The organism is Acinetobacter sp. YH16032 (genome assembly GCF_013417345.1).
GTDB lineage: Bacteria > Pseudomonadota > Gammaproteobacteria > Pseudomonadales > Moraxellaceae > Acinetobacter.
Genome location: NZ_VPEE01000001.1, coordinates 443833 through 458855, shown reverse-complemented (window position 1 = coordinate 458855; position 15023 = coordinate 443833). Strand labels below are relative to the sequence as shown.

Annotated in this window: 14 protein-coding genes; 6 read left to right on the top strand and 8 right to left on the bottom strand. The window is 38.1% G+C overall.

What is annotated here, in order from left to right:
* The first annotated feature begins 129 nt into the window (after positions 1 to 129).
* Positions 130 to 1302 carry an iron-containing alcohol dehydrogenase gene (locus FTV32_RS02180; RefSeq protein ID WP_035263769.1) on the top strand — a complete coding sequence of 391 codons (1173 nt, stop codon included), beginning with the start codon at positions 130 to 132 and terminating at the stop codon, positions 1300 to 1302.
* A gap of 204 nt (positions 1303 to 1506) precedes the next feature.
* Here FTV32_RS02180 and FTV32_RS02175 read toward each other — a convergent pair whose 3' ends face one another.
* Complete coding sequence (locus FTV32_RS02175; RefSeq protein ID WP_180027768.1) at positions 1507 to 2682, bottom strand: transcriptional regulator; 1176 nt, start codon at positions 2680 to 2682, stop codon at positions 1507 to 1509.
* A gap of 204 nt (positions 2683 to 2886) precedes the next feature.
* On the opposite strand from FTV32_RS02175, the gene FTV32_RS02170 reads away from it, so the two are divergent.
* Positions 2887 to 4398, top strand: a complete 1512-nt coding sequence (locus FTV32_RS02170) for an aldehyde dehydrogenase family protein (RefSeq protein WP_180027767.1) — start codon at positions 2887 to 2889, stop codon at positions 4396 to 4398.
* A gap of 59 nt (positions 4399 to 4457) precedes the next feature.
* On the opposite strand, the gene FTV32_RS02165 is transcribed toward FTV32_RS02170, so the two are convergent.
* The 3 genes from FTV32_RS02165 to FTV32_RS02155 form a co-directional block, all read right to left on the bottom strand.
* Positions 4458 to 5510: an NAD(P)-dependent alcohol dehydrogenase gene (locus FTV32_RS02165; RefSeq protein ID WP_180027766.1), complete on the bottom strand. Its 1053-nt coding sequence runs from the start codon at positions 5508 to 5510 to the stop codon at positions 4458 to 4460.
* A 101-nt stretch (positions 5511 to 5611) separates the two neighbouring features.
* Positions 5612 to 6214 (bottom strand): 2-hydroxychromene-2-carboxylate isomerase, encoded by a 603-nt coding sequence (locus FTV32_RS02160; RefSeq protein WP_180027765.1) that lies wholly within the window; start codon positions 6212 to 6214, stop codon positions 5612 to 5614.
* 22 nt (positions 6215 to 6236) lie between these two features.
* Positions 6237 to 7007, bottom strand: a complete 771-nt coding sequence (locus FTV32_RS02155) for an SDR family oxidoreductase (RefSeq protein ID WP_180027764.1) — start codon at positions 7005 to 7007, stop codon at positions 6237 to 6239.
* 71 nt (positions 7008 to 7078) lie between these two features.
* Here FTV32_RS02155 and FTV32_RS02150 point away from each other — a divergent pair, with 71 nt between their 5' ends.
* Both FTV32_RS02150 and FTV32_RS02145 read left to right on the top strand, forming a co-directional pair.
* Positions 7079 to 7651 carry a TetR/AcrR family transcriptional regulator gene (locus tag FTV32_RS02150; RefSeq protein ID WP_180027763.1) on the top strand — a complete coding sequence of 191 codons (573 nt, stop codon included), beginning with the start codon at positions 7079 to 7081 and terminating at the stop codon, positions 7649 to 7651.
* 83 nt (positions 7652 to 7734) lie between these two features.
* Positions 7735 to 8436, top strand: coding sequence for a glutamine amidotransferase (locus FTV32_RS02145; protein ID WP_180027762.1), 702 nt, complete (start codon positions 7735 to 7737; stop codon positions 8434 to 8436).
* Positions 8437 to 8596: 160 nt separating this feature from the next.
* Here the strand turns inward: FTV32_RS02145 and FTV32_RS02140 are convergent, their stop codons facing one another.
* Positions 8597 to 9178, bottom strand: coding sequence for a hypothetical protein (locus FTV32_RS02140; protein WP_179998143.1), 582 nt, complete (start codon positions 9176 to 9178; stop codon positions 8597 to 8599).
* 394 nt (positions 9179 to 9572) lie between these two features.
* On the bottom strand, positions 9573 to 10157 hold the full coding sequence (locus tag FTV32_RS02135; RefSeq protein ID WP_180027761.1) for a YceI family protein: 585 nt from the start codon (positions 10155 to 10157) through the stop codon (positions 9573 to 9575).
* A 330-nt stretch (positions 10158 to 10487) separates the two neighbouring features.
* On the opposite strand from FTV32_RS02135, the gene FTV32_RS02130 reads away from it, so the two are divergent.
* On the top strand, positions 10488 to 11015 hold the full coding sequence (locus tag FTV32_RS02130; RefSeq protein WP_180027760.1) for a nuclear transport factor 2 family protein: 528 nt from the start codon (positions 10488 to 10490) through the stop codon (positions 11013 to 11015).
* Positions 11016 to 11063: 48 nt separating this feature from the next.
* Here FTV32_RS02130 and FTV32_RS02125 read toward each other — a convergent pair whose 3' ends face one another.
* On the bottom strand, positions 11064 to 11279 hold the full coding sequence (locus FTV32_RS02125) for a hypothetical protein (RefSeq protein WP_035263790.1): 216 nt from the start codon (positions 11277 to 11279) through the stop codon (positions 11064 to 11066).
* Between the two features lie 114 nt (positions 11280 to 11393).
* Positions 11394 to 13382: a transketolase gene (gene tkt / locus FTV32_RS02120; RefSeq protein ID WP_092766400.1), complete on the bottom strand. Its 1989-nt coding sequence runs from the start codon at positions 13380 to 13382 to the stop codon at positions 11394 to 11396.
* Positions 13383 to 13825: 443 nt separating this feature from the next.
* On the opposite strand from tkt, the gene metK reads away from it, so the two are divergent.
* Positions 13826 to 14992: a methionine adenosyltransferase gene (gene metK, locus FTV32_RS02115; protein ID WP_035263794.1), complete on the top strand. Its 1167-nt coding sequence runs from the start codon at positions 13826 to 13828 to the stop codon at positions 14990 to 14992.
* The last annotated feature ends 31 nt before the right edge of the window (positions 14993 to 15023 follow it).

Sequence of the window (15023 nt, the reverse complement as noted above, 5' to 3'; positions counted from 1 at the left end):
TTTCTTGTTTTGAGCCATGGAGAAATTGGGTTGGTATTTGGTAGGTACACATCATCGCAAGAGTGTCCAATACTGCAAACACGGTAAATATCACCGAACACAACAATAAATGGTAAAAGGAATCTCACCATGGCTTTTAAAAATATTGCAGACCAAACAAACGGTTTTTATATCCCTTGTGTTTCACTTTTCGGACCAGGTAGTGCTAAAGAAGTTGGAAGCAAAGCTCAAAATTTAGGGGCTAAAAAAGCACTGATTGTGACTGATGCAGGTTTATACAAATTTGGTGTCGCAGATATCATCGCTGGCTATTTAAAAGAAGCGCAAGTGGAGAGCTACATATTTGCTGGTGCTGAGCCTAATCCGACTGATATTAATGTCCATGATGGTGTGGAAGCCTACAATAATAATGCTTGTGATTTTATTATTTCTTTAGGTGGTGGCTCTTCACACGATTGTGCTAAAGGTATTGGTTTAGTGACTGCAGGTGGTGGGCACATTCGCGACTATGAAGGAATCGATAAAAGTACCGTTCCGATGACACCTCTTATTGCAATCAACACAACTGCAGGAACTGCTTCGGAAATGACGCGTTTCTGTATTATTACCAATACAGAAACTCATGTAAAAATGGCAATCGTCGATTGGCGTTGCACTCCACTCATTGCCATAGATGATCCTAAACTAATGATCGCAAAACCTGCAGCGTTGACAGCTGCAACAGGTATGGATGCGCTTACTCATGCCGTCGAAGCCTATGTTTCAACAGCAGCGAATCCAATTACAGATGCCTGTGCTGAAAAAGCCATCAGTATGATCAGTCAATGGCTGAGTCCTGCGGTTGCTAATGGTGAGAATATTGAAGCACGTGATGCAATGAGTTATGCACAATATTTGGCAGGCATGGCATTTAATAACGCCTCTTTAGGTTATGTACATGCCATGGCTCACCAATTAGGCGGTTTTTATAATCTTCCGCATGGTGTATGTAACGCGATTTTGCTCCCTCATGTCTGTGAGTTCAACTTAATTGCCTGCCCTGATCGTTATGCCAAAATAGCTGAATTAATGGGTGTAAATATTGAAGGATTAACCATTAATGAAGCTGCATATGCAGCAATTGATGCGATCAAAATCCTCTCTCAATCCATTGGCATTCCAACAGGATTAAAAGAGCTTTCGGTTAAAGAGGAAGATTTAGAAGTGATGGCTCAAAATGCACAAAAAGATGCCTGCATGCTCACTAACCCACGTAAAGCAGATCTCCAACAAGTCATCAACATTTTTAAAGCTGCAATGTAAATTTTTGAGTTGCTAGATCTAAAAGAGAATCTGGATACACTTCAGATTCTCTTTTTTTTATTCTTTGGTTCACAATCGAATTCGGTAGTACATTACATCAGGAACAGCGGCTTTAAAATTTTGTAGGTATAAAAAAATGAGAATAAAATACGTTAACAATACGAAGAATATGCTTTAGGTCGTTGTGTTTTACTTTAATTCGGCTCAATTATGATAGTGCTGTAAAAGTTGTTGCGTTGAATGATCTTGCGGTGATAACTCCATTAAACGCTCCATTGCATCAACTGCATCAGGATTTCGTGCAATGTATTTTAAAAGCACTTCAACATCAGAATAGTTAAAAATTGCTTCGCTTAGACGCGAATCTAGACAATTTCGCCAAGAACATAAGAATGGGCTTTCAGTTTTTGCGAGCATTACACCATTGACCTGCTGTAAAGCTTTATCAATAAATCCAACGTCTAAAGCATTTTCGATTTGGAGGAAATCAGCCTCAATATGCGCCAGTAATTTATAGGGTCTTGAGCCTAACATTCCACCCAATAAATCTCGAAGCTGGGACATTTCAGCTTTTAAAGTTCCCATGCTTACCTTTCGCTCCCCATACAAAGCTTGATGAAGCGAATCTAAGCTAAGCCCTTGAGGACATAATGCCAATATTGTCAAAATTTCAATCTGTCTAGGGGTAACCACCAAGGTACGTCCGTTAAATATGACTTGAGGAATTCCAAAGGTACGAATGAATAAATGTTGGCGTTGATAATTCAGTAATGCTGATTGTATTAAAGATGCACAACGTTCTGCTGCGAGTAGTCCAAAACTATTGTGATGATCCCATGTCGTTGATAAATCTAATACACCAATGAGTTGCTTCGAAAATGGATCAACAATTGGTGCTGCATAGCACACCCAATCATGAATAGACTCCATATAGTGTTCATTTGAAAACACACAACTTGATTTTTCAGTTTTCAAGGTTAATGCTAAGGCATTGGTTCCAACCACTTCCTCCCGCCATTGACCGCCTTCAATAAAGTGAACACGTTCTGCAGCCTTACGCATTTGTTGACTAGCTTCCGTCCAAATAATGGTGCTGTTGATATCGCCTACCGCAAGTACCATAGATGATTGTTGTGCAACATGTTTTAACTCTTGTTCACATATTTTCAATGCTTGATTTAGGCTGTTACTTTCAACAGTACTCGTTGTGATCAACGGCGCTACCATTCGCTCTTTCGGAATTTCTGCCAACTTCGATCTTTGCCAAGACTTTAAAATATGCTGACCAAGTTGTTTCGCCTGTACAGTTGAAAGACTGATTTTCTCTCTAAGTGTTTCTATTTGTTGTCTTTGCTTGATTAGAGTCTGCATTGAGTTCATTCCTTATTATCTCAACATTTCCCAATATGCATGTGTTGTACTTATTATAGTTATAGTATTTGTTGATCAGTTGTAAACCTTCATCATTCCAACCTTTTTCCAACCTTATAGTGGTTATGTTAACTCATCAATAATAGAAGATATCTAATACCAAAGACGAAGATATTTTCCATAACTTTACAGCACAACCAAAGGATGGACACTATGCGCTACGCTGATCCCAATCAACCAGATTCTAAAGTTCAATTTAAAGCACAATACGAAAATTTCATTGGTGGGAAATGGGTTCCTCCAGTAAAAGGTGAGTATTTTGATAATCTTTCTCCCGTAGATGGGAAAGTCTTTACTCGAGTTCCCCGTTCTTCAGTAGAGGATATTGAACTCGCTTTGGACGCAGCTCATGCCGCTAAAACTGAATGGAACAAAACGTCTGCAACAACTCGCTCTAACATTTTATTAAAAATAGCAGATCGCTTAGAAGAAAATCTAGAATTACTTGCTGTGGCAGAAACATGGGACAATGGTAAACCTATCCGTGAAACTTTAGCTGCAGATATTCCACTGTGTATTGACCATTTCCGCTATTTTGCTGGCTGTATCCGCGCACAAGAAGGTGGTATTTCAGAAATTGATGAAGATACTATCGCTTACCATTTTCATGAGCCGTTGGGTGTCGTTGGGCAGATTATTCCTTGGAACTTTCCGATTTTAATGGCGGCGTGGAAACTTGCGCCTGCATTAGCAGCGGGGAACTGTATTGTCTTAAAACCAGCTGAGCAAACTCCTGTCAGTATTCTAGTTTTAGTTGAACTGATACAAGATATTTTACCACCAGGTGTGCTGAATATCGTCAATGGTTATGGTGTTGAAGTAGGACGCCCTCTTGCCACAAATCCACGTATTTCAAAAATTGCATTTACCGGCTCAACTGCGGTCGGTCAATTAATTATGCAATATGCCACTGAAAATATTATTCCAGTGACATTAGAACTTGGGGGCAAATCTCCAAATATTTTCTTCGAAGACATCATGGATAAGGATGATGAATATCTAGATAAAGCACTTGAAGGTTTTGCCATGTTTGCGCTGAATCAGGGAGAAATCTGTACTTGTCCATCACGCGCTTTAGTCCAGGAAAGTATTGCAGATAAATTCTTAGAGATGGCTGTAGAACGCGTGAAGCGAATTAAAACAGGACATCCACTTGATACAGAAACCATGATTGGTGCTCAAGCCTCGCAAGAGCAACAAGATAAAATTTTAGGTTGTATTGCGACAGGTCGTGAAGAAGGTGCTCAAATTCTTACAGGTGGTCAAGCACGTGAAGAAATTGGACAAGGTTTTTATATTGAGCCGACGATTTTCAAAGGCAATAACAGCATGAAAACATTCCAAGAAGAAATTTTTGGACCAGTTTTGGCTGTGACAACATTTAAAGATTTCGACGATGCTATCAAAATTGCCAATGACACCATTTATGGATTAGGTGCTGGTGTTTGGTCTCGATCAGCGCATACTTCATATCGTGCAGGACGTGCAATTCAATCAGGTCGAGTCTGGACAAATTGCTACCATATCTACCCTGCTCATGCTGCTTTTGGCGGTTATAAAAAATCAGGGATTGGTCGTGAAAATCATAAAATGATGCTGGATCATTACCAACAAACTAAAAATTTATTGGTAAGTTACTCTACTAAACCAATGGGTTTCTTCTAAAACAAAAGCTAAAGAAGCGGCAGATTGCCGCTTCTTTTCTGCTACAGGAGCTTAATGGATTAGCTGGCATGTAGACTTTTCATATCAATCACAAAACGATATTTCACATCACTTTGAAGCATTCGCTCAAATGCCTCATTAATATTTTGCATATCAATGACTTCTACATCCGACACGATATTGTGCTGACCACAAAAATCAAGTAGTTCTTGAGTTTCTTGAATCCCACCAATCACCGATCCAGCGATTGATTTTCTTCCCATAATCATGGGCACTGAATTACTGCTAAATTCACCGAGATAGCCTACCAATACCAGTGTCCCACTCAATGCAAGTGTCGGAATATAAGGCTTTAGATCATGATCATAAGGCACAGTATCAATAATTAAATCAAACTGATTTTTCACTGATTTCATTTGTGTTGGATCTGTTGATAACACGACATGATCTGCACCTAAATCACGTGCATCCTGTTCTTTATTTGCTGATCGTGTAAATAAAGTCACTTCTGCATCAAGCGCATGAGCAAGTTTAATCGCCATATGACCTAAACCACCGAGTCCAACAACAGCCACTTTAGAGCCTTTACCGACATTCCAATGTTTTAACGGCGACCATGTCGTGATCCCTGCACATAAGATGGGTGCAATGGATTGAGTATCTAAATTTTCAGGTACTTTCAATACAAAATCTTGGCTCGCAATGATCGTTTGTGCGTAGCCACCATAAGTAGGTGTTTGATCATGACGATCTAAACTACCATACGTTTGTGTATTGCCAGCTTCACAATATTGCTCCAAACCTTGGTGACAAGCTGAACAAGTACGACATGAATCTACCATACACCCGATTCCGACCAGATCTCCGACCTTAAACTTCGTTACAGATGTTCCGATGCTTTTTACACGACCAATTACTTCATGACCAGGTACAATTGGGTAACGACTAAAACCCCAATCATTACGCGCTTGATGTAAGTCAGAATGACATACACCGCAGTATTCAATATCAATAATGACATCATCGGGGCGAGCTTGACGTTGCTGAAACGTATATGGAACCAATGGACTTTTAGAATCAAGCGCTGCGTAAGCTAAAACATTATGGGTCATCGTGACTCCCTCAAGCTGTTAATTTAGTACTCTCTTATTCGTTATATCACATCAATATTTTTAATAAATTTAGCTGAGTCTCAATTTAATTTCTTTTTCACTTATTTTTGTAATTCGCGCTCTACAAAATGCAAGCGATCTTGTCCCCAATACATATTTTCCCGTACAAAAAATGTAGGTGCTCCGAATACTCCTCTTTGTACGGCATTGTTTGTTTCATCAATCAATTTTTGTTTTACTACCTGATCTTGGCTTAAATCCAAAAGTTGCTGACCGTCGATTGCATCACCTTGAAATAAATTTATCAGAACTTCTGGATCGGCTAAACTCAAGGGCTTTCTAAACATCGCATCAAAAAGCTTGGTCAAAATCACTTCAAAATATTCATCATGATAGATTTTGACTCCCGTTAATATACGCATTAAAGTCAATGTATTCATTGGAAAATATGGATTCATTTGCATCGGAATCTGATAATAATCTGACCAACGATTTAAGTCTTGCATTGAATAGATCCCTTTAGCTGGCACCTCAATTGGACTCTTGTTACCAGTCGATTTAAAAACTCCACCCAATAAAATTGGTGTGTAATCAATCACTGCATTATATTTTTTGGTGATTTCTTGTAGCTTATAAAAAGCCAAATAACTAAATGGACTGCCAAGATCGAAATAAAATTCAACTTTTTGTTGTTGTGTAGTCATGTCTTATCCTTATTAAATATGATTACCACTGTTCAGACCATGGACGCAAATCCAATTCATGTGTCCAAGCATCTCGTGGTTGATGAGCAATATGCCAGTAGTTATCAGCTATATGTTGAGGATTCAAAATACCGTCATGCTGTTTTTTTTCATACAAATGAGGGAAAGTATCTTTAATAAAATCAGTATCAATCGCCCCATCAATAATGACATGCGCAACATGAATATAATGAGGTCCTAACTCTTTCGCCATACTTTGGGCTAAGGCTCTTAACGCATGTTTAGCGCCAGCAAAAGCGCTGAAATATGATGAACCACGAATACTTGCTGTTGCACCAGTAAAAATGATAGTGCCGCGCTGCCTTGCGACCATACGTTTAGCGACTTCACGACCATTTAAAAAAGCGCTAAAACAAGCCATTTCCCAGATTTTAAAATATTTACGTGCTGTTTCTTCTAGAATGCTACACGGCACATTTGCTCCAATATTAAAAACCAATACTTCAATCTGACCGATGTCACGTTCAATTGTGTCAATCAGTTGAATTACTTGATCTTCTTTTCTTGCATCTGAAGCAAATCCATAAGCTTTACCACCGTGTGCTTCAATCTCACGGATGACAGGTTCAAGCTTGTCTGCATTGCGTCGAGTCATACAAGCAGTATACCCACCTCGTGCAAAGCGTTTTGCGATCTCACTGCCTGTGGCATCTCCTGCACCAATGATCAGTGCGATCTTGTTATGTGTTGATTTTTCTTCTGAATGATTAATTTCTGACTGCTGATCGTTCATCATCGCTCCATTAAATAACGATCACTATGTTATAGTTTTGAGGCACAGTCAATGGTTATTGAATATTCAATATGAGATATAAAGCAGGATACAAAGAAGAAAAACGTCGCGAAATTTTAAAAACCAGTGGTGAACTCGCAAAAAAACAAGGTTTTAACAATACTGGAGTTGATGGTTTTATGCACGCTGCAAATATGACCAGCGGTGCTTTCTATTCTCACTTTTCTTCAAAAAACGACTTATTTAAAGCCTTAATCGAATCTGAAATCGGAGCAAGTATTCAACAGTGGGAAATGAATCCTCATCAAGATCCAGAATCTTGGTTAGATTTTGAAATGAACCGATATCTTTCTCTATTACACGTTCAACACCCAGAAAAAGGCTGTGTTTTACCCTCACTTGCTGCTGAAGTTTCACGCGCTGATGCTGACATTAAACAATGTTTTGAAAAAGAACTTCAGCGTGGTTACAAACTATTTGCGCAGCATGCTCCAGAACCTGATTTCGCTTGGGCAATACTCTGTCAAATGGTGGGCTCCGTACTATTAGCGCGTGGAGTTCAAGATGAACGCTTAAAAAAAGATATTATCAATTCTAGTCTAGCTATGCTCAAAACATTATTAAAAAATGGGATTGCGAAATAAATCGTTTTATATTGTTTTATGGACGAAACCTTAGTTCCAAAAGCTCTATAATTTCCTCATCATTCTTTTAAGAACGTAACATCATGAGAAAGCTTCCTGAAACAGTATATGCAATACAGCATTTAGCCTTTGAAGATCTAGGTTCTTTTGAGGAGACACTATATCAACTGGGTTATCGGGTCAGATATTTTGATGCAGGTGTGGATGATCTTTCAGTAGCCTTAAAGTACGAAGGTCTGACCATTATTTTGGGTGGACCGATTGGTGTTTATGAGACAGAAGATTACCCTTTCCTACAAACAGAAATAGACTTACTTAAAGAAAGATTAAAACTTCAACGCCCTACGCTTGGCATCTGTCTAGGTGCTCAACTCATTTCTAAAGCCTTGGGCGGTGCAGTATATGCTGGCCACACCAAAGAAATTGGCTGGAGTACGGTAGATATTATAAATGAGCAAGACAACGTTCTAAATTCTTTAAATGGTGTGCCAGTTTTGCATTGGCATGGTGATACCTTTGATCTTCCCTCGCAATCGAAACTTCTGGCGAGCACTCAAATTTATAAAAATCAGGCTTTTCAAGTTGGATCTAATATTTTAGCACTCCAGTTCCATCCTGAAGTGACCTCAGATAGTCTAGAGAAATGGTTGATTGGTCATACTTGCGAATTGCGTAAAGCCAGTATAAATATTACTCAATTACGTGCAGATAACCATCGTTATGCTGAAAAGCTAGAATCTGTGGCAGGTTCAATCTTAAGCCGTTTTATTGAACAGATTAAATGATTTTGATTTGATAGCCTTCAACCCAACTGTAGATCAGGATATTGAATTGTGCTATGCCAATCAATCCACCATTAGTTATGAGCATCCACTCCGTTGCATCCCATTCAATCGAATTTGATAGAGTGAGAAACCGCTTTCAGCAGTTAATATTTTTTTGATATCAAGTGTCTAAAATTTTGTTCAAATTTTTCCAATGTACCCAATCGTTAAGAAGTTTGACTATGGTGAGTCCACATATCACACATATAACTCCATAAATTATTTCAGGAACTATCTGTGATGCACCTAAAGAATTAAACAATCTCCAATATTCATCTTTTTTAAAGTAAAACATTATGGGAGCAAAACTCATAGAAAATAAAACTAGTAAATTCATTACTAAAACTTTTATTTTTCCTTTTTTTGATACCTTTAGTCTAATGATTTCACCTCTAGAGTTTTTTAATACCTGATAACCTGCTCTATTCCATACAAAAGTCCAATAAAGTAACTCAAACTCCATTGCATTAAATTTATCTAAGAAATATTCCAGCTCTTTTATATCAACGTTTTTTGCTCCAGTAAGTGCAGAAATTGCTGAATTTAGCAGAAGCGTTTTAACTTCCTCGCTTTCATTAAGATTTTTAATCCTTTCTCGTTCTTCAAAAAAAGATTTAAGACGTAAGTGGCGCTCAAGATATTTTTTTCGATTGTATGATGGTGTAATAAGCTCAATGGCTTTTTCAAATATTTGCAAATACATATTTAAAATAAACTAAATAATTATAATCAGTCCAAATCATAAATCTAAATTTATTTTAAATAAATGCAATTTTTTTAAAACCATACAATATCCATGACTTTTTTAAATATTTCTACTCCTATCTCTGCAAGCGTATATCACGTTTAATGAATTGATCTACAAACTTCTTAGTATGGTTATTATCTCCCGTGTAAAATCGTATGTGACATTGATTCTAAAGCTTGAGCCACGCCAATGACTTAAGCTATTTAGATAAAATTCTTGTTGTAGATTTGGTTCATCTTACTTTCGATAATTACGGGTAGAGCATTAAAAAGAGAAGCTTTTGGCCTCATAAGAAAATAATAAACCGCCCATTTAGGCGGCTTATTTATCACTTAACAAATTGATTTTATTATTTTTTATTATCTACTGAAGCTTCAGTTGTAATATTCACCGTGATTTTATCGCCTACATTAGGCACATATGCGCCTACACCGAATGCAGAACGGTCAAATGAAGTCGTTGCATTGAAACCAATAGACTGCGCTTTCGTCATAGGATGTTCAGCTTGTTTATTCAAAACAGCATCTAGTACGACAGGCTTAGTAACATTTTTAATCGTTAGATCACCTGTGATCTTATACTTGTTCTTACCATTTGGTTGAACTTTAGTACTTTTAAAAGTGATATTCGGATATTTTTCAGCATCAAAGAAATCTGGTTTCAATAAATGTTCATCTAATGCTTTGACATTTGTATTGATACTTGAAAGTGGAATTGTGACATTCACCGCTGAATTCGCAGGCTTTTCATTGTCTACTTTGATCGTTCCTTGGATATCGCTAAAATTACCTGATGGTGTAGAAAAGCCAAAATGATCCCAAGTAAATACTGTCGCTGTATGAGTTGGATCAATTTTATACTCAACTGGTTTAGCAAATGAAACTGTTGCTACAGAAAGCACTACGGCACTTAACGCTATTGTTTTAAAGTTCATCAATTTTTCCTCAAATTTTTTAAAACATTTATGAAATGGATAGTGAATAATGTATAGCATTCTGAAATTCTTGCATCAGTACAGATAGAACAGTTTGTTGCAAGATTAGAACGCACCTTAAGAAGGTGTCACTTTTATCAAATCAATTTGATCAGATTATGACTATCACTTGTGTATAGATCATGTTTTTCATCTTTAAGTTTTCTCCTAATAAGCAGTTAACATCAACACATATCTTAAATATGAGATTAAATTAAACATTTATACAATATACTAATATTTTGTCTCATTTATAATACTAAAATTACCACTTTGAACTGGAGAATAATGATGAGTGAACAACAACAAGCGATTGATAAAGCGCTTAAAACTAAAGCACCTAAAGATGTCGTATTGGCTTTTTTATATAATACTGATAAATCAAGAGTAGCGATTGCTTCAGAAAAGTTAGTGGCTGAAGATGCCATTTATACTTCGCTAAATTTCAACAATCCTGAACTTAAACAAATTGAACCTTGGGCTGGTACTTCTACAGGTCGTGATGTCTATATATATACTTTTTCTAATGTCGGAACTTATTGGACGATCGATGATTTTCAAATCACAGATATTTTAGCTGAAGATGAAACAGTGGCTGTATTCGGACAATTTACCTATACATCTGTTCACGCTAAGCGCACTTTTACTTCACCATTTTCAATTAAAGCAATAGTTAAAGATGGCTTAATCGTGTATTTCCAGTTTATGGAAGATACTTACGCTTCAGCTGCATCTTTCAGAGTAAGTGGTGAATGGGCAATTCAACAAAATGCTGATCCAAAATTAAATTTTACCGTGTCTGAAACTACGGCTAATTAATAAAAATAGGCTATTAAAAAAGCCTCATAAGAGGCTTTTTTATGACTGTTAAAGCTTTTCAATCAGAATACGATCAATCTGTTTTAATCCTGAAGTTTTTTCACGATTTTTTCGACGTACTTTAATGATTTTCTCTTCAGCCATATCTTGTAGCAATAATTCTACTGCTACCATCGCTTCAAGTGGTAAGTCTTCACCAATCCACTTTTGCTCACCCGCATCCATTAAAGTAATTTCATCACTAATTTGCTCATACAAACTCATTGCGCTACTCACTTCCAATCTGAAATCTAGGGAATGAATGTATCTATATAGATACATAAAAATAAAAAGACGCCCCACAGTTGGGACGCCTTTTAAAACACTTAATTCTAAGAATTAAGCAGTAATTTCTTTCACTGCTGCGACAACTGCTTCAGTCGTAATACCGAAGTGTTGGAACAAATCTTTCGCTGGTGCAGATTCACCATACGTAGTCATACCAATCACACGACCATCAAGACCTACAAATTTCCACCAGTAATCTACATGTGCTGCTTCTACAGCAACACGTGCACGAATGTTAGATGGAAGAACTGCCTCACGATAAGCCGCATCTTGCTTAACAAATTCTTCAGCACATGGCATAGACACAACACGCACACCTTCAAGCTGTGCATAAGCTTCCATTGCCAATGCAACTTCTGAACCTGTTGCAATGATGATCGCTTTCAATTCACCTTTTTCTTCAGCCAATACATAGCCACCTTTTGCAACATCGGCAATTTGTGCTTCTGTACGGGTTTGGAAAGCTAAGTTTTGACGAGAGAAAATCAACGCTGTTGGACCTTCACTACGAGTTAAAGCAGATTTCCAAGAAATTGCCGCTTCAACTGTGTCACATGGACGCCATGTGTTGAGGTTTGGTGTACCACGTAAAGATGCGATTTGTTCAATTGGTTGATGCGTAGGACCATCTTCACCCAAACCAATAGAATCGTGTGTGTAAACATGAATCACACGTTGTTTCATCAGTGCAGACATACGTACTGCATTACGAGCATATTCCATAAACATCAAGAATGTTGCTACGTAAGGAATGAAACCACCGTGAAGTGCTACACCGTTTGCAATTGCAGTCATACCGAACTCACGCACGCCATAGTGTACGTAGTTACCTGCAGCATTGTCTTGAACGCCTTGTGCACCTTTCCAAAGTGTTAAGTTAGAACCTGCTAAGTCAGCAGAACCGCCTAAGATTTCAGACAGCATTGGGGCAAATGCTTGGATTGCATTTTGGCTTGCTTTACGAGTTGCAATCGTTTCAGCTTGTGCATTTACTTCAGCAATATATGCATCCGCTTTTGCAACGAAGTCAGCAGGTAATTCACCGCTTAAACGACGTTTAAGATCAGCCGCTTCAGTTGGATATTTTGCTTCATATTGTGCAAATACTTCGTTCCAAGCGGCTTCTGCTTGTTGACCTTTTTCTTTCGCGTCCCACGCTGCATAAACATCAGCAGGAATTTCGAATGGACCTTCAGTCCAACCCAACGCTTCACGTGTTAAGGCGATTTCGTCATTACCCAGCGGTGCACCGTGGCAATCTTCTTTACCTTGTTTGTTTGGTGAACCTAAACCAATAATCGTTTTACAGATAATGATTGTTGGTTTCTTCGTTTCAGCTTTCGCTTCTAAAGTTGCCGCACGTAATGCATCTGCATCGTGACCATCAACTTTCAATACTTGCCAGCCATAAGCTAAGAAGCGTTGTTCTGTATCGTCAGAGAACCAACCTTCTACTTCACCATCAATTGAAATACCATTGTCGTCATAGTAAGCAATTAATTTACCTAGACCCAAAGTACCTGCCAATGAACATGCTTCATGAGAAACACCTTCCATTAAACAGCCGTCACCTAAGAAACAGTAAGTGAAATGATCAACGACTTTAATGTCTTCTTTGTTGAATTGCGCTGCTAAGGTTTTTTCAGCCAAAGCAAAACCAACAGCATTCGCGATACCCTGACCCAATGGACCAGTGGTTGTTTCGATACCAGGTGCATAACCTAATTCTGGGTGACCCGGTGTTTTAGAATGCAATTGACGGAATGCTTTTAAATCTTCAATTGAAAGATCATAGCCAGTCAAATGTAATAATGCATATTGAAGCATTGAGCCATGACCATTTGATAATACAAAACGGTCACGGTTAGCCCACTGAGGGTTTGTCGGATTGTGATTTAAGAATTCACGCCATACAACATCAGCAATATCAGCCATCCCCATTGGTGCACCTGGATGTCCAGAATTTGCTTTTTGCACAGCATCCATTGCAAGTACACGAATTGCGTTAGCAATGCGACGTTCATTCAGCGGGGTTGTCATAGATCAGTGTCCGATAAATTAAAGATGGGAAATGAATAAAATTCAAAAACTGGGTGTATTGTCTTAAAAAAATCAAACAGCGTAAAGCCCAGAAACGTATATTTCAGCCCTAAAGCGAAAAAATTCATACAAAGCGAGTCGGTTTTATCAATATTCAATTCAATCCAATATTTTTTGGTCGCGTGGCCTATTTTTAAAGTACTGATGTTGAATCATATATTCACATTCTTTCGAAGCAACTTAAGCTGTTTTTTATTTCAGTTCAGTCTTAAAAAGAATAAGTCTTATACAAAAGTTTTCACTTATCAATTTAACAGATGATGATATCAATTAAAAAAACACAAAAATGACATAAATTCATGCTTTTTAGTCAGGTTAAGCTAGTCCTTAACGTTAAGTCGATGTACCATATTGCGTCTTTAGAAATAACTGTGATAGGACTTATGCGCGAGTACGCTGTATTTACTTCAGAATCTGTAAGCGAAGGCCATCCAGATAAAATGGCTGACCAAATCAGTGATGCTATTTTGGATGCAATCTTAAAAGAAGACCCATATGCGCGGGTTGCTTGTGAAACGCTTGTAAAAACAGGTGCTGTTGTTCTTGCAGGTGAAATCACAACAACTGCAAATGTAGACTTTGAAGCAATTGTACGCCAAACCGTAAATGGCATTGGATACCATCATTCTGATTTAGGTTTCGATGGTTCAACTTGTGCTGTTATCAACATGATTGGCAAACAATCTCCTGAAATTGCTCAAGGTGTAGATCGTCAAAAACCTGAAGATCAAGGTGCTGGCGATCAGGGCTTAATGTTTGGCTACGCAAGTCGCGAAACAGATGTTTTAATGCCTGCTCCTATTTCGTATGCGCACCGTCTTATGGAAAAACAAGCAGAACTTCGTCGTAACGGAAGTCTGCCATGGTTACGTCCAGATGCGAAAAGCCAAGTGACTTTTGCATATGAAAATGGCGTACCTGTTCGTTTAGATGCGGTCGTATTATCGACTCAACACGATCCTGAGATTTCACAGACTGATTTAAAAGAAGCTGTCATTGAAGAAATCGTGAAAAAAGTGATTCCAGCAGATATGTTCCATGCGGATACCAAATTCCATATCAACCCTACGGGTATGTTTGTGATTGGTGGTCCAGTCGGTGACTGTGGTTTAACAGGTCGTAAAATCATTGTAGATACATATGGTGGTATGGCTCGTCACGGTGGTGGTGCTTTCTCTGGTAAAGATCCATCTAAAGTAGACCGCTCTGCTGCTTATGCTGGTCGATATGTTGCAAAAAATATTGTTGCCGCTGGTTTAGCCGATAAATGTGAAATTCAAGTGTCTTATGCGATTGGTGTTGCTGAACCAACATCTATCTCAATCAATACATTCAATACTGCTAAGGTTTCTGAAGAATTGATTATTGCATTGGTACGTGAGCATTTCGATTTACGTCCATATGGTATTACACGTATGTTGAATCTCATTCAACCGATGTATAAGCAAACTGCTGCATATGGTCACTTTGGTCGTGAAGGTTCTGATACTGCATTCACTTGGGAAAAGACAGACAAAGTTGAAGCGCTTAAAGCATCAGCTGGTTTGTAATTTCCAAATAAAAAAGCCCACATCAATGTGG